Source organism: Alkalibacterium pelagium (assembly GCF_900109325.1).
GTDB classification, from domain to species: domain Bacteria; phylum Bacillota; class Bacilli; order Lactobacillales; family Carnobacteriaceae_A; genus Alkalibacterium; species Alkalibacterium pelagium.
In genome coordinates this window covers 42,678-61,936 of sequence record NZ_FNZU01000001.1, presented here as the reverse complement: position 1 = coordinate 61,936, position 19,259 = coordinate 42,678, and the positions used below count along the sequence as shown (strand labels likewise).

Sequence of the window (19,259 nt, the reverse complement as noted above, 5' to 3'; positions counted from 1 at the left end):
CGTTTCCCTTATTTTTGGGAGTCGCACTGTTTTAATTTAATTACTTTTCATCAGCTCATCGACATAGTTGATTGTATCAGGCTGGTTCTCTTCAATTTCTCTGATCTTATCTGCAAACTGAGGCAGATGATCTTTATGAGCATACAACATCTGATCCAGGATATCTTTAGCAACAACTCCACCTGGCACAAGCGGGTTGACGATAAATGCACTTAATGCACGATTATAGTCCCCATCGATTGCAGCACGGATGACAGTTTCTTCCATCCCTTTCATACCCTGGATGACACCTCTCGCCTCAGGAGTGAAGCTTCCCCAGTTATATGGTTCAAATCCGTGAGATGTGACCACACCAGATACTTCTACAGCACAGTCATATGGCAGGTCTGTAACTGTTCCATTGTTCTCGGTCGAAACGACCATTTCTGTGCGTAGATCATTTTGAATCGCAGCGATGATTTCACACGCTGCATCACTATAGTGTGTGCCTCCACGCTGGGACAGCTCTTCAGGCTTATAATCCAATTCAGGATCCTTGTAAAGCTCGAACAATCTCGCTTCAGTTTTCTTAACGACTTGAGCTCGCGTTTCCCCTTTTTCAAATTCCTCGATCGAGTGCTTTAGCATCTCATCTTCTGCATAATAATATCTATGGTAACCACATGGAAGCATCTCAAGTGCTCTGATCTGTTCGTAATGGAAACTGGCATTGTGTATATTTTTCAAATGACTTTCCTGATCCTCATCCGTTGGTTTGTAAATCGCATCGATGACTTCGTGTGTCCGCTCCTGTCCCTGCTTGTCCCAGACACGGTGCCAGTGGAAATGGTTGATTCCGGCGAACTTGAAGAACAAGTCTTCTTCCGGAATATCCAGTTTTTCGGCAGCCATTTTCCGGTGGCCGATCGGCACATTACACAGACCAACTGTTTTCTTCCATCCGCCGTGCTTGATTGCCGCTTCTGTTACCATTCCAGCTGGATTTGTGAAGTTAACCAGCCAGGCATCCGGACACTGTGTTTTCATGTCTTCAATGATATCGAGAATAACGGGAATCGTACGGAAGGCTTTAAACATTCCCCCGGCTCCGTTTGTCTCCTGCCCCAGTACTCCATGTGACAACGGGATACGCTCATCTTTCACTCGTGCATCCAGAAGTCCAACTCTAAATTGTGTAGTGACAAAGTCAGCATCTTTTAAAGCTGATTTTCTATCTAATGTCAGCGTGACTGTCCAGTCGAGTCCTGCCGCTTTGACCATTCGTTTGGCCATTTCGCCGACAATATCCAGTTTGTGTCTGCCGGCTTCGATATCTACAAGCACGATCTCACTGATAGGAAGCAAGTCTTTGCGTTTAATATATCCTTCGATTAGCTCAGGTGTGTAACTCGATCCTCCACCGATTGTTACAATCTTCAATCCATCTTTTGACATGTCTGTCTCCTCCTAGTTTTAGGCTGCAAAAATTCTTTACAAGCCAAGCTTAATGTATGTAATTGATTACAGACAAGCGCTTTCTTTATTTGTTTTGTAATCAGTCAGATTTATCACCTATAACGACCTTCTAACTAAGCTTGAGTAAGATCAGAAAGACCATTTTGTAAAGGAATCTACACAATTAATGCGGTTTGTTCGCTTGAAAGATCGGACAGTCATGCTATACTTTGACATACTGAACAATGATAATTATAACCAAAGATAAAGAGGGGCATTTATGAATTTTACTGCAATAGATTTTGAAACAGCCAACCGCCAGACACACAGTGCCTGTTCCGTGGCATTGACGATTGTAAGAGACAGTGAAATTGTCGACGAGTATTATTCCCTGATCCAGCCTGAGACATGGTTCGACCGCTTCAATACTCAAATTCACGGCATTAGTGAAACGGATGTCCTTGATTCACCTAAGTTTCCTGAAGTATGGGACGAAATGAATCAGTACTTCACTAGAGACCAGTTGGTGATCGCTCACAATATGCCATTTGACAAACGTATCCTGACTGGCACGTTGTCTTATTACGGCTTACAGATTCCTCAGTTTAAAACCTTATGTACCGTCCGATCTTCCCGGGCTCTGCTTAAGATGCTGCCGAATCATAAGCTGAATACAGTAGCGGCACATTATGGCATTCCCTTTAATCACCACCATGCTTTGGAAGATGCACGTGCCTGCGCGACAATTCTGCTGAATCAGGAAAAAGAGTTCGGACAGTCAACGCTGGCCCGTTTTATTAAGTAAAATGGATAATAAGTAGAAAAAGCTGGACACTCCCCAATCATTCAGGGAATGTCCAGCTTTTTCTATAGTACCAGCCTGCTCATCTGACAGACATCGAGGTATTCACCAGCATCCTTGACGCCGTATTTCATAATCGCTTCAAGCTCGAAGCCTAAAGACTCATAAAGAGCTCGGGCGCGTGTGTTCCTATGCTGAACCTGCAACTGAAGACGCTTGATCACTTCGGACTCCTGTGCCCACTCAATCAGGTCCTCCATCATCAGTCGACCCAGTCCCATGCCCCAGTACTCCTTGTCGATCACAATGCCGATGTCTCCAATGTGTCTGATCTTCGGTTTTGAAGATGCATGGATCGAAGCAATGCCGATGACTTGTCCATCAACCACTGCGAGGAGGATCGTATTGTTATCCGAATGATAAATTTTGTCCAGCTCTTCAGCTTCTTCTTCAACAGTGATTCCCAGCCCCTCTTCACCTTGGGTCATAAACCCTGTCTGAGTCGCTGTCCGATTCAGCAGATCGATTACTTCTTTGGCGTCGTCCGGAATTGCTTCTCTAATAATACAGTCCAGTGTCTCCTCTTTTGCCATGTCAAATCCACTCCAATCGTTCTAATACTTCGCTGTACTGGTCTCCTTGGGCCGATAATATAATCTCCCGATCATTCAGATCTTCTGACGTACGGATCGTCACTGCTATAAATTCTTCAGGAAGATCTTCTTTCATAAATGATCCCCATTCGACGACTGTTATTCCTTCACCAAAGAAATAATCATCCAGTCCCAGATCTTCATCTTCTGAATCTTCCAGCCGGTAAAGGTCCATATGGTATAATGGGAATTTTCCATCTGTGTATTCCTTAATCAATGTGTAGGTTGGACTTTTTACTGCCCTGCTGATGCCGAGAGCTTCGGCGATCCCTTTTGTAAAGGTTGTTTTCCCCGCTCCGAGCTGTCCTTCAAGAAGGAGTGTCATCCCGGGCTTCAGCTGATCAGTAAGCCGCTTAGCCAGGGCTTTGGTTTCTTCCTCACTGTGTGTGATCACTTTCATCATAATCCCTCATCATAAAAAATATACTTTATAGTACCATACCTGCACGTACTTGTGCACATTAAAAAAAGGAGTCAGCAGGTGCTGACTCCTTTTGCTATCCAGTTATTCACCTAATACATTTTTACCTAAAAATGCCCATAGCATCCAGATAGTCTGGTCGACATAAGTTTTCTGTTCTGTCAGTATATCTACGGTTACATCATCATTAGCTTCATCGAACATATCGATTCCCTTAGATAAATCATCTCTCAATGTTTCAAAATCATGAACGACTGATTCGATCATGTCTTCTTCACCTAAATGCTTCTCGCCCGGTGCTTCTTTGATTGTTGAGTGATCGATAAATTCTTTCAAAGTAGAGTATGGTTCTCCGCCCAACTGTAGCAGTCTTTCTGCGGTTGCGTCAAAGTGTTCTGTCAATTCGTCATAGTACTCTTCCAGCTTCTCATGCAATTCGAAAAATGCCGGTCCCTTTATATACCAGTGTGCCTGATGCAGTTTAATATAGAAAAGGCCCTGAGTTGCTACCAGATTGTTCAGATAACTTGTGACTGATTCTGTTGCCATTGATCAAACGCCTCCTAAAATATTGTTCTTATTATAGTTTATGATACATCCCTCACAATCTCAATTAAAACGCTCAAAAAGACCAGAAGAATTTTTCCCTTCTTCTGGTCTTATAGCTTGTTATTTACGGTCCGACTGTAAGGACAGCACCGTCAAGTTCAGTTACTCTTTCACCTAATACTGCCGTAGGATTCAGTGCATAATTTCCTGGTCCAAGCGGCTGACCGTCGATCAGCATATCCCAGACGAAGAAATGCTCGCCTCTCGGTACATTCTGACTCACGGATGTCTCAGTCAATAATTCACCTGTATCGGCATTTCGGACACGCAGTGAGAACTGATCGACATCAGTCGTCAGATTGGCTAGACCAACCAGCAGACCATCCATCAGACCGAACTGCACGTCGTTCAGCAATGGGAAGTCTGGCTCATGGATAAACAGAATCGTCGGCACTTCATATGTTTTTATTCCATCACTAATTAAAAACGTGCCCTCTACATACCCAGGTGTCAAGTTCGACGCATCCACCTGCACATTGAAGTTAAATGTATTTGACTTACCAGCTGGAATGTTGAGGTTATTGCTGTTACTTACTTTTATTCCACTATTCCCAGTAAAACTAACCGTATGACGTTTTCTGCTGCTGGACAGATTATGAATTTCAAAACTCTGTCTGCGCACTTCTTTCCCATTCTGCTTATTGAAAATTCCGAAAGAGTGACTGCCTGGTATGATCAGCGTTTCAGCTTCGATAGCTTGAAGCACTCGAACACTCCCCGCCCCTTGGGTGTTGTGCGGATATACTTGGCCATTTCTGTCTGTGAGCTGTTCAGCTGTGTTCATCAATGCAGCTTTGACATAATCAACGCTCCAATCAGGATGAGCTTCCAGTATAAGCGCAGCTGCTCCCGCAACATGTGGCGCTGCCATACTTGTCCCTTGAAGAGAAGCATAGGCTGGACCAGGTACAGTACTGACAATACTGACCCCTGGTGCAACGATGTCCGGTTTAATCATCCAGTTGTTCATGACAGGTCCTCTTGATGAAAAATCAGCTACCGTTTCTCCTACGACGTGACTGAATGATGCCGAAAGTGTCACAGTATTAAATCCATTTTCCAGATCCTGCAGCAGCTTTTGTCCATCTTCAAGAGAAGCCATCAACGTTGGAACTGCCATTCCAGGTATTTCAGGCTGAGTACCTGCTACATTATTGAAAAGAATCGCACCAACGGCTCCAGCCTCAGCCGCATTCTGAGCTTTTTCGACAAATGGATATTCTCCTCTTTGAATCAAGGCAATCTTACCTTCGACATCGATAGAAGAAAAGTCCTCACGACTACCCAGTCCGGCATAAACATATTCTAACGTCTGACCGTTGAGCGCAAGCAGTGCATCTTCACTAGGGTACCCCATGACTTCAATTGAAGGGAAGACTTGAGCTGATTCTGTGTGGACAGATGCATCGAATACATTGTAAGGCAATTGTGTAGCCCCAACAGATATGGCATCTCTCGATGTTCCTGGGGAACCTACTGTCCAGTTCTGCGGTCCAGCATTTCCGTTAGCAGTGACAGCCACTACGCCTTCACCCATAGCGGTGTCCAGAGCTATAGAAGTAGGGAAGTCAGGATTATTGACTGTAGCCCCTAATGAAAGGTTCATGATATCGGCCCCATCTTCCACTGCCCGTTCAATTGCAGCGACGACATCACTTGTTGTTCCACTTCCTCCTGGCCCAAGCACACGGTAGGCAAGTAAACTGGCATCAGGTGCTACTCCTTTGATCTGTCCGTTTGCAGCAATTGTTCCTGCTACATGCGTCCCATGATTAGTAGCCAGAGCTGGATTCAGAACATCTTCAATTAAGGTCTCCTGAGGGTCATCGTCATTATCAACAAAATCCCATCCTTTGTAATCTCCAAAAGCATGGACCAGATCCGGGTGAGTATAGTCCACCCCAGTGTCAATAACTGCTACAGTTACTCCCTCACCAGTATAGCCAGCATCCCAGGCTTCAAAAGCCTCTATGTACGGTGCACTGTCCAGCATTTCCGGAGTAACTTCATTGACATCGAACTGCTGCGTATCAGTCACCTCATACTCCTGATCAGGATAGACTGATTTGACGCCTTCGATCATGAGAAGTTTTCCGATATCACTTTCAGAGAGTTCGACGGAAAAGCCGGAGAAAAGCTGATCATATTCCTGATTGACTTCGGCCTGTCCACCGGCTGCTGCTAATTCATTTAAAATGCGTTCCCGTTCTACAGATAATCTAAACTCTGACTGAGAACGTCCCTGCTGTTTTGCCTGAAGGACCGCTTCTTCTTCAAGTTCAACAATTACAGTTAAAATCTCATCAGACAGCAGATCTGAATCCAGATGAAGTTTTGGAACAGATCCTTCTGAATTACCACCATTTCCTTCTGCACTGACTTGACTGATAGACGAGACGGAAGAAATCCCTAACAGAAGAGACATCGATCCTGCGAAAATTGAAGTGAACTTATTTTTCATTTGACTACTCCTTTTCTCTATAATCCAATCATTAACATTTTGTAATAAATATCCATTATTTCTAATAAGATATTAATAAAAAGATTAGCATACCTTAATATGAACTGCAACACTTTTTATAACATAAACGAAATATTACTATTTATATTCAAGTTGTTCTAGTAATGACTTTTTTTGCATGACTTATCTTGTCTGTTCTTCTTAAAGGAGAAGTTGTATCTTTTTCGACAGGTTTACCTTAATCAGTTATACTTATACATGAATGACAAGGAGGAATATCTATGACTCAAGTAAGAAAAATAATTACTGGAGTGATCCAGGAAAACTGTTACATCCTCTATTCAGGAACAGATGCTCTTATCGTCGATCCCGGGGATGAAACGAGTAAAATCAAGGATGAGCTGGAAGAACTGGGTGTTCGTCCAATAGCTATCCTATTGACACACACGCATTATGATCACATTGGCGCGCTGGAAGATCTCAGAGTCGACTATGATCTGCCTGTTTATGTCAGTCCGGAAGAGAATGACTGGCTTGGGGATCCTGCTAAAAATCTCTCTGTTTACGGCACGCATAAAATAACAGCAAGAGAAGCAGAATTTACTTTCACCCCATCTGAAACACTATCAGTCGGGCCGTTTACATTTGAAGTCGTTTCAACTCCAGGACATTCTCCTGGCGGCGTCAGTTTAATATTTGAAAAAGATGGATTCGTTCTTTCAGGAGATGCCTTATTCAAAGGCAGTATTGGCAGAACCGATTTGCCTGGAAGCGAACCGGAAAAACTGATTCCCTCTATAAAAAAAGAATTGTTCAAACTTTCTGATGACACCATTGTCTATGCAGGACATGGCATGCAGACGACGATCGGTAACGAAAAACTGACAAATCCATATTTTAATTAGAAAAGAGGCTTATGCGATTGAAACGAATTTTATTACTCCACACTGGAGGAACCATCTCAATGAGTACAGACCAGCGGACAGGTGCGGTAAAACCAAGCCAAGAGCATCCGCTACATCAGTACAGCCATCTGTTCGAAGAAAACCTTGAAATCATTGAAGAGGATATCTTTCAGCTTCCTTCTCCTCATGTGACCCCGCATGATATGCTCATCCTTCAGAAAAGACTGATTCAAGCTGCTGAAGAAGACATTTATGATGGAGCAGTCATCACGCATGGCACTGATACACTTGAAGAAACAGCTTATTTTCTGGACCTTACACTAGATACTCCATTTCCTGTTGTTCTCACAGGAGCCATGCGTCCCGTTGATGAACTTGGTTCAGACGGTGTACGTAACTTGCAGAATGCTATCTGGACGTCTCTATCTCTAGAGGCCAGAGACAAAGGAGTATTGGTCGTACTTAACGAAGAAATCCACACCGCCCGGTATGTCACAAAAACGCATACGACAAATGTTGCTACCTTTAGAACACCTACTTTCGGACCAATCGGCATTGTTTCAAAGCATGAGGTCCGGTTCTTTCAGAAACTGATTTTCAACGAAACCTATCAAATTGATAGAGCTGATAAAAATGTCTGCATGCTAAAAGCTTATGCAGGGATGGACAGTACCCTGTTTGATGCTCTGCTCAGCACTGACCTGGATGGCCTGGTCATAGAGGCACTGGGAGCTGGCAATTTGCCCCCTGCTGCTTTACCGGGTCTTAAAAAAATTCTTGAAAAAAATATTCCTGTCGTCATTACTTCCAGAGCATTTAATGGAATAGCTCAGGATATCTATGCTTATACAGGTGGTGGAAAACACTTAAAAGAGCTTGGAGTGATATTTGCTCCAGGACTTTCCGGTCCCAAAGCTCGTATCAAACTTGTGATTCTTTTAGAACAATCATTTGATAATGAGCAGATCGACTTAATTTTTCAGAAATAAAGCGTACACCTTATTTCAAACTACAAATAAGCCTGAGGTAAGCGATACATGTCGCTCATCTCAGGCTTATTTGCTTTATATACAAAAACTAAATGTGTTAATGATCAGTTTTCAAGATCCCATTTCTCAATGGACAATTCAGCATCCCCTTCGAAACGGATCGTATCTTTTTCATGTTTCGGATAGACACGTGTTGAAAGGACATAGTCTCCGTCATTTAGAAAAATCTCAATCGATGAAGTATCAGCAATGACGTGAATGCGACTCAGATCCTCGACTTCTACTGTTCTTTCAGAACGTCCAAAGCCGGACGGTCCGTGGGCTAAGCTGAAGATATGACCGTCATATGAGAGAACCGTGTCCTCTTTCATATGAACAGACAGTGATTCACCAAGCTGCTCTAAAGTAACAATCAGTTCGAATGTCCGAGGGTTCTGATTATCCAGTTCATATGATCCAGACACTTTTACGGCTGTCTTCTCTTCATTTTTTCTAAGTGATTCATATTCTTTGAGTGGCCGCTGTTTCAGCTGCCCATTCTCTACAGTGAGTTCCCTGGGTAGAGTCATGGCGTGCTGCCAGCCGCGAGCTACTGTAGGATTGGAGTACTCGGGACTTATATCTCCAAGCCCCATCCATCCCCAGAGAATGCGTCGTCCGGATTCGTCCTCGAATGTCTGAGGGGCGTAAAAATCAAAGCCACGGTCAAGTTCTTTAAATGTACTTTCAGGCATGAACTTCTCTGAACCCCAGTCGACTGAACCCAAATAGTAACCCGAATTATGCGTGCTTTCGAACTCATGAGCCGTCGCTTTCAGTCCCTGAGGCGAGAAAATCAGAACGTCTTTATCATCAGTTTCGAAGAAGTCCGGACATTCCCACATGTAGCCCATTTCTTTTTCACCTTCGAGAAAGACACCTGCGTAGTTCCACGAATAAAGGTCCGTCGAACGATAAAGCAGAATTTTTCCTCGATGATTCAAGGCCCGAGAACCAAGTACCATATAATACTTTCCGTCCTTTTCAAACACTTTCGGGTCACGGATATGATCCGTAAATCCTTCAGGGTAGTCCTCGTGAGGAATCACGACTTCTTCATAGTCGACAGTGAAGCCATCTTTACTGACAATATGAACGGTATTCTGTTCACGTCCGCTGAAAGTATAATCGTGCTCACCCGGATGTTTTACATTACCGGTATAAAAGAAATGGATCTCATCGTCCTTTACAAAGGCACTTCCTGAGTACACCCCGTCTTTATTGTAAGACTGATCTGGTGAAAGGAAGAGCTCTTCTTCCTGGAACTGCACCATATCCTTAGACGTCTTATGTCCCCAGTGTACCAGTCCTCCTTCAGGATTATCCGGTACATACTGGTGATACAAGTGGTAGACCCCTTTAAACTGGACAGCCCCATTTGGATCATTAAGCCATCCCGTTTCTGGCATCTGATGAAAAGACAGACGCCACGGGTCACGTTCGATTTTTTCTTTCAACTCAGCCTGTTTCTGTTCTAAGTTCTGCCAGTACTGGTCAGTCAATTCACTCATTATACCCTTCCTTTACTATACTATGCTTCGATGTTCAGTTCTGCTTTGATCTGTTTGCTCTGAACACGGACCATGATGAATGAAACAGCAAATGCGACTGCAATGACGACAATATACTGAATCATAGCTGAGAAACTGTACGTGTAAAGAAGAATTCCTGGAATAAATGTAATTCCTACACCAGAAGCCGCCAGTCCAAAGATAGATACCATCAGTCCACCAGCTGCTCCGCCGATCATTCCGGAGAAGAAGATACGCATCGCTCTAAGGTTCACACCGAACAACAGTGGTTCTGTGATACCGAACAGGGTTGATACTGAAGAAGACAGCGCATTGGCACGTTTGATCTGACTCTTCATAAGAAGCGCAGCTGATACGGCAGCACCAAACTGTCCTGCCATTGAAGCAGTACCCAGAGCGTTCAATACGTTTCCGCCAGTATCACTCAAGAGTCCAAGTTCAACGATACTCAATGAGTGGTGCAGTCCTGTAATAACTATAACTTGCTGTAATGCAGAATAAATAATATACCCGATACCTAATGGTGCTTCTACAAGCCAGACAATTCCATCAAGCACGCCTGTCTCTACAGTCTGTAAAATCGGACCTAAGACTAGAAGCATGGTGAAGATAGTAACTGATAATGTAACAAATGGTGTAACAATCAGGTCAAGCATTTCCGGAACGAATTTTCTCAACCCTTTTTCAAGTCTGGAAATCAGATAACCGGCAACGATCGCTGGGATAATAGATCCTTGATACCCAACAACTTCCAGGCCAAGCAGACGCATCGGTTCAGCATCTCCACCTGCAACCGCCCATGCATTAGGCAGCTGAGGTGCAACCATCATAAGACCAACAACGATACCGATACTTGGATTTCCGCCGAATTTTCGTGTCGCACTGAATGTAATTAAAACAGGTAAGAATGCAAAAGCCGTATCTGTCAGCATTTCAAAAATTGCCAGCCAGTTTTCGTCCATTTCAAGTCCAAGTTCAAGAAGAAGTCCTCTGACCCCCATCAATAAACCGGTTGTTACAAGTACTGGAATTAGTGGAACGAGAATATCTGCTAAAATACGCACAACTTTCTGAGCGGGATTTAAGTTCTGGTAGACATCATCTTTAAAGTCTCCTGAACTGCTTTCTCCAGAATCACCCATTTCAGCCTGGAATCCACTGTAAACTGCATTGACTTTACCTGTTCCCATAATGAACTGGTGCTGTCCTGTATTGAAGAAATAACCTTTGGATTCAGCAACATTTTCTGCTTTCTCTTTATCTACTTTGCTGTCATCCTTAAGTATGATACGCATTCGGGTGGCACAATGTTCGTAGTTCTTGATATTGTCTTTGCCGCCGACTGCTTCAATGATCTGATCAACCGTTTGCTGATACTTCATTTTTTTCATCCTTTCTTTTAACCGTTTTCATATTTGTCCTGTTCCTGTATTAGAACCGGTTCCTATACAGGATAACAGGAACCGGTTCTATTTGCAAGAGAAAAGAAAGCACTTTCTATACTTTCTTCAAAAAAGCTGTCGACTGATTGATAACCAGCTCATTTTTCATCTCACTGACTTGAGCGATGTCCTGCTTGTTTATCAGCTTGACCAGCTTATCCACTGATTCCAGCCCCATTTCTCTGTAAGGGTAGCTTACTGTAGTAATCGTCGGCGATACATAAGCCGTTGCTTCATACCCACCAAACCCTGATAAAGAAAAGTCTTCTGGAACACTATACCCTAGTTCTTTTGAAGCTTTAAGCACCGCTACGGCTATGTTATCAGTCGCACATACAATATAAGTAGCCATTGTTTCAGGGAGAAACTTAAGCGCCTTCTGATAAGCAGATGAACGGGAGAAATCTGTTTCTATTGTGTCAACGGTTACCCCATTGCCAGCTCTAACCGTGTCCAGGAATCCCTGTTTGCGTTCTACCCCTACGGCCCGGTCTTTTTCCGGCACACCGACAAAAAGAAAATGTCGATGCCCCAGCTCCAGCGCATACTTCCCAACCTTCTCCCCCGCTTCGTAATCCTGATGAATGATGCTGTGTATGTCTTCAGCTTTCTGACCAATAAATAGAAAGGGGGTTTCCGTCTGTTTAACAGCTTCGATATGTTCAGGCGTCAGTTCGCGGGCAAACATGATGATGCCCTCTACTTTCTGTTTCGCCAGCGTCTGAATATTCTCAAATTCTCGAGCGCTGTCCTGATCGGAATTGGTTATGATCAGCTGATAGCCCAGCTGTCTGGAGCGCTCATCTATTCCAGACAACACTTCATTAGTAGACGCGGAACTAAGTCTGGGAATAATCACACCAATCATATTCGTTTTCTGCGCTTTAAGACTACGCGCAAAATTATTAGGTGTATAGCCTGTTTCTCTGATTATCTCTTCGATTTTATTTCGTGTTTCCGGACTGACTGATCCGTTATTTAGGTACCGTGAGACAGTGCTCTTTGCTACACCCGCCTTTCTGGCGATATCATTGATCGTAACCATTCATGTTCCTCCTTTTGACTTTGTCCCATGTAAATGTAGCAGAACAATGGACAGTGTCTTCTGTCTTTATAATATGGTCAGAATTAAGCCCCTCTTCTTCCCGTATACTGGACTGACTGAAAACGAGCTGGTTCTCACTGACTTCCTTATTAAAGGTAATGACCCCTCTAGTGATATCATGGTCCAGCAGGAATGTGCTGTCGAGACTATCTAGAATCCAGTTAATATAGTGGGAATTATTAACATGGTTATTCCCATCTATATCGAAATAGCGTACAGCGTACTGCTTCTCATTATACTCTTCTGAGTTGACCTCATCCGGCTTCTTATTTCGTCTGATTCTTTTTGAATATTCAGCTTTGTATGGAGCAACAATATCTTCAGGTATGCGTGCCATTTTTCTCTTTTTGCTGTCAAGTAATGCAAAGGTCGTTTCTACTTTAATCAATTCAGTTCTGTTCGAATCTCTTACAATAAACGTTCTATAGGTAAACAGCTTATTATATTCTGTCGCAAAAGTTTCAATGTAGACTCTCTCATTCAGCCTTGGCATACGGCCGATATCAAAGGCATAGTGCAGAATGATCCAGTTCAACCCTCTGTCTCTGATGTATGCTTCTCCACGTTCCAGAGAGTCTGACTGCTTTTCAGAAACATCCAGCAGAAGATTCACAAGCATAGGTAAAGTGAGCCGCTGAGTCCGGTCGCACATATAGTAGGCAATATCTTTCGTTTCTTCATATGATAGGTACACTAGTCTTCTCCTCATTCTTCATTCTATTTAAATTATAAAAGCAAAGATAGCGAATTACAATTCTTATTCCTATCCTCCCCTTCTAATCATCCCCTCATTCCTTTCTCTTGTATAAAACCGTATCCAACCATTGATAACTGGTCATTCTTAAAAATAACTAAAAAAAACCGATATAATTGATTATATTATATTGAAATTAAAATGGTATTTGTATTAAAATAGGATTCATAGTACAATATCAAATGGAGCCAAATTTTAATCTTACTAATGATTATCTCCTAAATGATGGTCATTAGTAAGATTAGCTTACGCTTCAAAATTACTTAAGGAGGAAACAAACTTATGAGTGATTCTGAACAGAACACTAATAAAGGATTTCTGGGCATGATCGAGCGTGTCGGAAATAAACTTCCACACCCAGTTATTATTTTCATTGCTTTAGCTCTTTTCATCGTCCTGATTTCTGAACTCGTCTTTAGACTTGGCGTAACTGTCGACTATTTCGATGCAAGCGCTGGTGAAGAAGTAACGATCGAAGCCATTTCATTAATGAATGGAGATGGTATTGCACATATTTTCAACAGTGCAGTAAGTAACTTTACAGGATTCGCGCCTTTAGGTACAGTTCTTGTTGCTATGCTGGGGGTAGGAGTTGCCGAGTGGACAGGCCTGATTTCTGTCTCGCTGAAAAAACTTCTAAGTAATGTCCCTGCCAACTTACTGACAGCAACGGTTGTATTTGCGGGTATTATATCCAATATCGCTTCCGATGCAGGTTATGTAGTGGTTATCCCACTTGGAGCAATTGTCTTTGCTGGAGCAGGCAGACACCCGATTGCCGGTCTTGCTGCAGCTTTCGCAGGGGTCTCTGCCGGATTCTCTGCCAACCTGATCTTCGGACCGACCGATGCATTGCTTGTTGGTATTACTAATGAAGCACTTACTTCTGCTGGTATCGAGTATGAAGTTGCTGTTACAGCAAACTGGTACTTCCTTATCGTCTCTACTTTTGTACTGACAATTGTCGGGGCCTTTGTCACCAGACGATTTGTCGAGCCACGGCTTGGTGAATACGATGGCGACTACAAGCCAAATGACGAACCAATTACTGACAAAGAAAACAAAGGAATGCGCAATGCTCTGATTGCTTTGCTTGTCTTCCTGGGAATTATGGCTTTGCTGATGATTCCAGAAAATGCGCCACTTAGAATGCTAGATGAAGCAACTGGCGAAATGACACTGAATAACTTCCTTTCTCAAGGACTTCTGTTCATGATCTTCCTGCTGTTTGCCATTCCTGGTTATGTGTATGGTAAAACAACAGGTAAAATCGACACTTCTCATGACTTCGTCAAAGGGATGTCAGAATCAATGAGCTCAATGGGTGGCTACCTTGTACTGGCCTTCTTCGCAGCTCAGTTCATCAACTATTTCTCATATACTAACCTGGGATTCATCCTGGCTGTAAGCGGTGCTGACTTCCTAGAAGCTATCGGATTTGTTGGACTGCCACTTATTCTTGCATTCATCCTAGTAACAGCGTTCATCAACCTGTTCATGGGATCTGCTTCAGCTAAATGGGCAATTATGGGCCCTGTATTTGCTCCTATGCTGTACAGTGTCAATATAGCTCCTGAAATGACCTTGATGGCTTACCGTATCGCGGACTCTTCATCAAACGTTATTTCTCCATTAATGAGTTACTTTGCAATGATTCTTGTCTTCGCTCAGCGTTACGACAAGAAGAGTGGATTGGGTACCATCATTTCAACGATGCTATCTTACACTGTGGCTTTCTTAATCTCTTGGTCACTTCTACTGGTTATCTGGTATGTTCTTGGACTGCCACTTGGACCTGGTGCACCTGTTACATTACAATAATCAGAATAAAGACATGCCTTCCAGAAAATGGAAGCATGTCTTTTTCATTACTCTTCAGCTCTGACATGGTATAGTTAGGATAACCAATGATTGACTGAAGTACATATAAAGGAGGGATCATCATGTCTAAGAAAACTAAACGACGGTGGCTCCAGCTTTTCGGCTTTATTATTGGTCTCCTGTTTGGCCTGCTTCGTCCAGATCAGATACAGCAGCTGTTTCCCATTCTTGGGATAGGCGTAGGGATTGGATACTTCATATCCTCCAGAGTGGCATCGGATGATGACAAGCATCTAGATGATCTCCCCTGGTTCATTCCTCTACAGATGATTATGTACTTTATTATAGGCGGAGCTATCAGCTCTTCCATAGTTCTAGCCATCGAGCTCTTTTCATAAGAGTGGAATGATTGGACGAATACCGTATGTTAAACATGAAAAAATACGTATACCCGCAGATTAATGAGAGCGTATACGTATTTTATTTCAATTATTTAACTAATGCCAGTGACCCCATCGGATCCCATGGCTCAAGCTCAACGACTGGCTGGTCCAGAGCTTTCAGCCACTCTTCATCAATGTACTGGCGTTTGACGGCCACTTGATAATTGTACTCATCGAACCACTTGTCGCTCATAGAGTATATTCCTTTGTCACCGTTCTTATCTCCCCAGCTGTTTTCGACTTTCCATTTTATCGGATTACCTTGATCGTCCAGGTCTACCCCCACAAAAACCATCGCATGCGTCAGCAGGCTCTCACCATAATCAAGGCGCTGAGCTTTCGTCAGCTCGACCGTTTCACCTAATGTTGCTTCGTAATCATAAGCTTTATCATCCATGATTCCAGCTTCCCGTTCAAGCATTTTCCCGACATCACAGCCAAACCAGACCGGCTCACCATCTTTAATAGAAGCAATAGCTGCCTCTTTCAGCACTTCAATTGGTGCATTGACATAAGTAATTGCTTTTCCTTCTTTGACCGTTCCTAAATACTTGACGGTATACGCTTTTCCATAAGGCTTATCTTCCGTTGGTGCATTGATTAGAGAAATGCGTTCATCCAGATCCCAGGATACATAATGCTTGAAGAATTCTTGAGGCGTGATGTCAGTCAGCCTATGGAACTGATTATCTTCATCTCTATACTCGTATGAAAAAACCTGAGGAACTTCTCCCAGTGTTTTTGTCAGCAGGCCGTAAACAAATGATAGAAAGGTCTCTTTCTGCTCAGACAACTCTTTTGATGATTTTCCAGCTTTATGACTATCTCTCAGTTTAGCAGCGAATTCTCTGAGTTTGGCAGTCAGGAGCTGATTCAGTTCTCTTGTATTAGATGAATGGTAAGTTTCCGGCATAACTGATTTTGGAACAGCACCATATTTCTCAAGCAGACCTGAAAACATATCCCACTGTCCCCCATCTTGAATTGGATCAAGCAGCAAGTGCTGAACGAGACGAGAGTTCAAAGGTTCATCGGCTGTTTCAATGATACTTTCCAGAAAGTAATTTGATTTTTCCAGTTTATCCCAGAATAATGTGTAATTCTGAGAAAATTCGAAGGTCTTGACATTCAGCTTTTTCATTGTGTCTACCCTTGCAGTGTTTAATGCAGCAAACATCCAGCATCGCCCAGAGGACTGCTGATTAGTGATGTCTCCTTTTTTCGTTTCGTGGGAGAATACAAAAGAGTGACGTCGGGTCAAGTTGTTATCTATAGATGACTTGTTCAGTCCTACCTTTGACATGGCATTCTTTACGGCATGATTGACCGGATTCCCGTCAAAATCATGTTTAAACTGTCTCAGTAAATCTGTAGTTATTTTCATCTGGCTCTCATCCTTTTCTTATGATTGAATTAATCATACCTAAAATTCATGTGCATGACAAGGTGTCATTTTCATCTGGTACTCTCAAATCTTTAGATTGTCTCTTTACTTAAAAGGAGTTTTAAGTTAGTTTTCTGGCTATCGGGATTGCACCGTTATTCAGGTAGATTTGGGTCTCGAGTTCGGTAGCTATCGGAATAGATTTTTTACTCACACAATTTTTCTTGCCGACTTCCAGTGTAATTAAATATGCACCTTACCCCAATCACTTTCCCTACTAAGTCCTTAACTAGTATAATCATGAACTCAGCTACATACTCTTAATAATTTTTATTATATTGCACTAGTTGTATCTCAATTTATTCTGCCGTTGAACAGGATTAAAAGTAAACAAGACCTATATAATAAAAAAACCGAACCAGCGCTGGCTGATTCGGTAAAGTTAACTCTAGTCAGTTATTCCTGAGGTGCAAAAATCACGCCACCAACCATACGATCCCCGGCATCCCCAGTAGGTTGTGTTTCATAATCGTCCGCTTCAGTATGAATGATCAGGGAGGTTCCTTCTTCTGTAGCCAAAGTATATTCTGCATCAGGCAACAGAGAAACATCTGGTATCTCAATCGTCTCGCTGACAATGCCGTTTTCAGGTACAACAAGGTTTGGTAAGTCGCCTAGATGATGACCATCTTCAGATTCAAATCCATGATCTGCGTCAGTAGGATTAAAGTGACCGCCTGCATCTTCAAAGGTAGGTGGGGTCGCCTGTCCGACTTCATGAATATGCATACCGTATTCTCCGGCCGGTAATCCTTCGAGATTTAAATTGAGTGTAACACCATCATCGCCCTCATCAAACACCGCAGACCCTACATAAGTTCCATCACTGTTGACCATATCGACATCTAATGTAGTAAATTCTTCATCCGTACCTGCATCTTCCAGAAGAGAGTCTTCATCAACTTCCCCTTCATCCTCTGCGACATCTTCAGTGCCGCTGTCTTCCAGTTGAGTGACCTCATCCTCTCCACAGGCTACCAGAAATAAGGCTGTTCCGCTTAGTAGAGCTAGTTTAGTTTTATTTAACATGCATAGTTCTCCTTCCATCTCTTTCATTTCTATAAACTTTCTATTGTATCCATATCATACCAATATAAAATGAAAATCACTAAGATTTAGCATTTTTCAGTTCTCATCAAGGTTGTTCATGTTAGAATAATAGGTACAAAGGAGATGAAACAGATGAGCTATGGGAGTTACAGATACACTAAAGCAGAAATCGATTTAGACAAGGTATCTTACAACTATCATCAAATGAGAAATCATATATCTGAAAAAACTAAATTCATGGGCGTCATTAAAGCTGATGCATACGGACACGGTGCAGTTGAAATTGGGCGCCACCTTGAAAAGGAAGACATAGATTACCTGGCTGTTGCTGTATTGGATGAAGCAATGGAACTGAGAGACGCCGGAATTACAAAACCGATTCTTCTGCTGAGTCCGATTGAGCCAGATACGATTCCGGCAGCTATCGAACATGATATTTCGATTACTGTCTTTTCACAGGAGATTGCTGAAGCCGTCAACTATTATGCCAACCAGACAGAGCAAGCAGTACGCATCCACATAAAAGTCGATTCCGGGATGGGCAGAATAGGTGTGCGGTCGGAAAAAGAAGCTCTGGATTTGTGTCAGACACTTACAGCCGACACTATTAAGTTTGAAGGCATCTTCACTCACTTTGCAGAAGCAGAAAACACTAAAGATCCATCTTACACGAAAAAGCAGTTTGCATTCTTTCAATCTATTGCAGATTATCTGGAGACAGAAGGCTTCATTTTTGAGATGCGTCACTGCAGCAATACAGCTGCTGCACTTTTATATCCTGAGTTTGACTTGGATATGATCCGTACTGGTATCTCCTTGTTTGGCTATCACCCGGATAAGGCATTGGAGGATAAGCTGGACTTGAAGCCGGTCATGACCTTGTCAACTCATGCTGCTTTCTTAAAGCAGATGACCGAAGGGGAAAGCATCGGCTATGGCAGAACCTATAAGACTTCAAAAGAGGAAACGATCGCAACGATCCTTCTTGGCTACGCGGATGGGATACCAAGAGAGCTTTCTAATAGATGGCATCTGACGTGTGGAGAGGATAAAGCCCCTATCGTCGGACGCATATGTATGGATCAGCTCATGGTCGACGTCAGTCAAATCAAAAACTTTTCAAAAGAAGATGAGCTTGTCTTTATAGGAGACCCTGGTAAAGGTCAGCCTTCTATTTATACAATGGCTGATTTAACCGACAGCTTTCACTATGAAATACTCTGCGGCATTGGAAAAAGAATTCCCCGCATATATGTAGAAGATGATAGTGTTACTGCTAAGCAGAATGTGCTACTGGATTGATACTCAAAGCTTACTTTCTCTCAAAAAAGACGACCCTTTAAACAGGTCGTCTT

General features: G+C 42.8%; 17 protein-coding genes. 6 read left to right on the top strand and 11 right to left on the bottom strand.

Going from position 1 to position 19,259, the window contains the following annotated elements; translation table 11 throughout:
* Positions 1–36: 36 nt before the first annotated feature.
* Positions 37–1,434 (bottom strand): 6-phospho-beta-glucosidase, encoded by a 1,398-nt coding sequence (locus tag BMX79_RS00310; RefSeq protein WP_091478189.1) that lies wholly within the window; start codon positions 1,432–1,434, stop codon positions 37–39.
* 280 nt (positions 1,435–1,714) lie between these two features.
* Here BMX79_RS00310 and BMX79_RS00305 point away from each other — a divergent pair, with 280 nt between their 5' ends.
* Positions 1,715–2,239, top strand: coding sequence for a 3'-5' exonuclease (locus tag BMX79_RS00305; protein ID WP_091478188.1), 525 nt, complete (start codon positions 1,715–1,717; stop codon positions 2,237–2,239).
* A gap of 62 nt (positions 2,240–2,301) precedes the next feature.
* Here BMX79_RS00305 and BMX79_RS00300 read toward each other — a convergent pair whose 3' ends face one another.
* The 4 genes from BMX79_RS00300 to BMX79_RS00285 form a co-directional block, all read right to left on the bottom strand.
* Positions 2,302–2,829: a GNAT family N-acetyltransferase gene (locus BMX79_RS00300; protein ID WP_091478187.1), complete on the bottom strand. Its 528-nt coding sequence runs from the start codon at positions 2,827–2,829 to the stop codon at positions 2,302–2,304.
* A 1-nt stretch (position 2,830) separates the two neighbouring features.
* Positions 2,831–3,289 carry a tRNA (adenosine(37)-N6)-threonylcarbamoyltransferase complex ATPase subunit type 1 TsaE gene (gene tsaE / locus BMX79_RS00295; protein ID WP_091478186.1) on the bottom strand — a complete coding sequence of 153 codons (459 nt, stop codon included), beginning with the start codon at positions 3,287–3,289 and terminating at the stop codon, positions 2,831–2,833.
* 105 nt (positions 3,290–3,394) lie between these two features.
* Positions 3,395–3,859, bottom strand: a complete 465-nt coding sequence (locus BMX79_RS00290) for a Dps family protein (protein WP_091478185.1) — start codon at positions 3,857–3,859, stop codon at positions 3,395–3,397.
* A gap of 124 nt (positions 3,860–3,983) precedes the next feature.
* Positions 3,984–6,380 (bottom strand): S8 family serine peptidase, encoded by a 2,397-nt coding sequence (locus tag BMX79_RS00285; RefSeq protein ID WP_218025330.1) that lies wholly within the window; start codon positions 6,378–6,380, stop codon positions 3,984–3,986.
* 281 nt (positions 6,381–6,661) lie between these two features.
* Between BMX79_RS00285 and BMX79_RS00280 the strand changes: the two genes are divergently transcribed.
* Both BMX79_RS00280 and BMX79_RS00275 read left to right on the top strand, forming a co-directional pair.
* Positions 6,662–7,285 (top strand): MBL fold metallo-hydrolase, encoded by a 624-nt coding sequence (locus tag BMX79_RS00280; RefSeq protein WP_091478184.1) that lies wholly within the window; start codon positions 6,662–6,664, stop codon positions 7,283–7,285.
* A 17-nt stretch (positions 7,286–7,302) separates the two neighbouring features.
* Positions 7,303–8,274: an asparaginase gene (locus BMX79_RS00275; RefSeq protein ID WP_091478183.1), complete on the top strand. Its 972-nt coding sequence runs from the start codon at positions 7,303–7,305 to the stop codon at positions 8,272–8,274.
* Between the two features lie 104 nt (positions 8,275–8,378).
* Here the strand turns inward: BMX79_RS00275 and BMX79_RS00270 are convergent, their stop codons facing one another.
* From BMX79_RS00270 to BMX79_RS00255, 4 genes are all read right to left on the bottom strand, one after another.
* Positions 8,379–9,824 carry a glycoside hydrolase family 32 protein gene (locus BMX79_RS00270; protein WP_091478182.1) on the bottom strand — a complete coding sequence of 482 codons (1,446 nt, stop codon included), beginning with the start codon at positions 9,822–9,824 and terminating at the stop codon, positions 8,379–8,381.
* Positions 9,825–9,844: 20 nt separating this feature from the next.
* Positions 9,845–11,227 (bottom strand): PTS transporter subunit EIIC, encoded by a 1,383-nt coding sequence (locus BMX79_RS00265; protein ID WP_091478181.1) that lies wholly within the window; start codon positions 11,225–11,227, stop codon positions 9,845–9,847.
* 115 nt (positions 11,228–11,342) lie between these two features.
* Positions 11,343–12,332: a LacI family DNA-binding transcriptional regulator gene (locus tag BMX79_RS00260; protein WP_091478180.1), complete on the bottom strand. Its 990-nt coding sequence runs from the start codon at positions 12,330–12,332 to the stop codon at positions 11,343–11,345.
* Positions 12,316–13,086: an acyl-[acyl-carrier-protein] thioesterase gene (locus tag BMX79_RS00255; RefSeq protein ID WP_170230933.1), complete on the bottom strand. Its 771-nt coding sequence runs from the start codon at positions 13,084–13,086 to the stop codon at positions 12,316–12,318. Before BMX79_RS00255 ends, BMX79_RS00260 begins: the two co-directional genes overlap by 17 nt.
* A 342-nt stretch (positions 13,087–13,428) precedes the next feature.
* Between BMX79_RS00255 and BMX79_RS00250 the strand changes: the two genes are divergently transcribed.
* Both BMX79_RS00250 and BMX79_RS00245 read left to right on the top strand, forming a co-directional pair.
* Entirely contained in the window at positions 13,429–14,967 is a 1,539-nt protein-coding gene (locus BMX79_RS00250) for an AbgT family transporter (protein ID WP_091478178.1), read from the top strand.
* A gap of 122 nt (positions 14,968–15,089) precedes the next feature.
* Positions 15,090–15,365, top strand: coding sequence for a hypothetical protein (locus tag BMX79_RS00245; RefSeq protein ID WP_091478177.1), 276 nt, complete (start codon positions 15,090–15,092; stop codon positions 15,363–15,365).
* A gap of 91 nt (positions 15,366–15,456) precedes the next feature.
* Here the strand turns inward: BMX79_RS00245 and BMX79_RS00240 are convergent, their stop codons facing one another.
* Positions 15,457–16,794 (bottom strand): C1 family peptidase, encoded by a 1,338-nt coding sequence (locus tag BMX79_RS00240; RefSeq protein WP_091478176.1) that lies wholly within the window; start codon positions 16,792–16,794, stop codon positions 15,457–15,459.
* Between the two features lie 456 nt (positions 16,795–17,250).
* Positions 17,251–17,883 carry a superoxide dismutase family protein gene (locus tag BMX79_RS00235; protein WP_091478175.1) on the bottom strand — a complete coding sequence of 211 codons (633 nt, stop codon included), beginning with the start codon at positions 17,881–17,883 and terminating at the stop codon, positions 17,251–17,253.
* 153 nt (positions 17,884–18,036) lie between these two features.
* On the opposite strand from BMX79_RS00235, the gene alr reads away from it, so the two are divergent.
* Complete coding sequence (gene alr, locus BMX79_RS00230; RefSeq protein ID WP_170230935.1) at positions 18,037–19,206, top strand: alanine racemase; 1,170 nt, start codon at positions 18,037–18,039, stop codon at positions 19,204–19,206.
* The last annotated feature ends 53 nt before the right edge of the window (positions 19,207–19,259 follow it).

Bases quoted from the DNA above. Each gene is read 5' to 3' on its own strand.
- BMX79_RS00240 (WP_091478176.1), bottom strand. From the start codon at position 16,794: ATGAAAATAACTACAGATTTACTGAGACAGTTTAAACATGATTTTGAC.
- BMX79_RS00250 (WP_091478178.1), top strand. From the start codon at position 13,429: ATGAGTGATTCTGAACAGAACACTAATAAAGGATTTCTGGGCATGATC.
- BMX79_RS00270 (WP_091478182.1), bottom strand. From the start codon at position 9,824: ATGAGTGAATTGACTGACCAGTACTGGCAGAACTTAGAACAGAAACAG.
- BMX79_RS00305 (WP_091478188.1), top strand. From the start codon at position 1,715: ATGAATTTTACTGCAATAGATTTTGAAACAGCCAACCGCCAGACACAC.
- BMX79_RS00235 (WP_091478175.1), bottom strand. From the start codon at position 17,883: ATGTTAAATAAAACTAAACTAGCTCTACTAAGCGGAACAGCCTTATTT.
- alr (WP_170230935.1), top strand. From the start codon at position 18,037: ATGAGCTATGGGAGTTACAGATACACTAAAGCAGAAATCGATTTAGAC.
- BMX79_RS00280 (WP_091478184.1), top strand. From the start codon at position 6,662: ATGACTCAAGTAAGAAAAATAATTACTGGAGTGATCCAGGAAAACTGT.
- BMX79_RS00260 (WP_091478180.1), bottom strand. From the start codon at position 12,332: ATGGTTACGATCAATGATATCGCCAGAAAGGCGGGTGTAGCAAAGAGC.
- BMX79_RS00285 (WP_218025330.1), bottom strand. From the start codon at position 6,380: ATGAAAAATAAGTTCACTTCAATTTTCGCAGGATCGATGTCTCTTCTG.
- BMX79_RS00300 (WP_091478187.1), bottom strand. From the start codon at position 2,829: ATGGCAAAAGAGGAGACACTGGACTGTATTATTAGAGAAGCAATTCCG.
- BMX79_RS00245 (WP_091478177.1), top strand. From the start codon at position 15,090: ATGTCTAAGAAAACTAAACGACGGTGGCTCCAGCTTTTCGGCTTTATT.
- BMX79_RS00265 (WP_091478181.1), bottom strand. From the start codon at position 11,227: ATGAAGTATCAGCAAACGGTTGATCAGATCATTGAAGCAGTCGGCGGC.
- BMX79_RS00310 (WP_091478189.1), bottom strand. From the start codon at position 1,434: ATGTCAAAAGATGGATTGAAGATTGTAACAATCGGTGGAGGATCGAGT.
- tsaE (WP_091478186.1), bottom strand. From the start codon at position 3,289: ATGAAAGTGATCACACACAGTGAGGAAGAAACCAAAGCCCTGGCTAAG.
- BMX79_RS00290 (WP_091478185.1), bottom strand. From the start codon at position 3,859: ATGGCAACAGAATCAGTCACAAGTTATCTGAACAATCTGGTAGCAACT.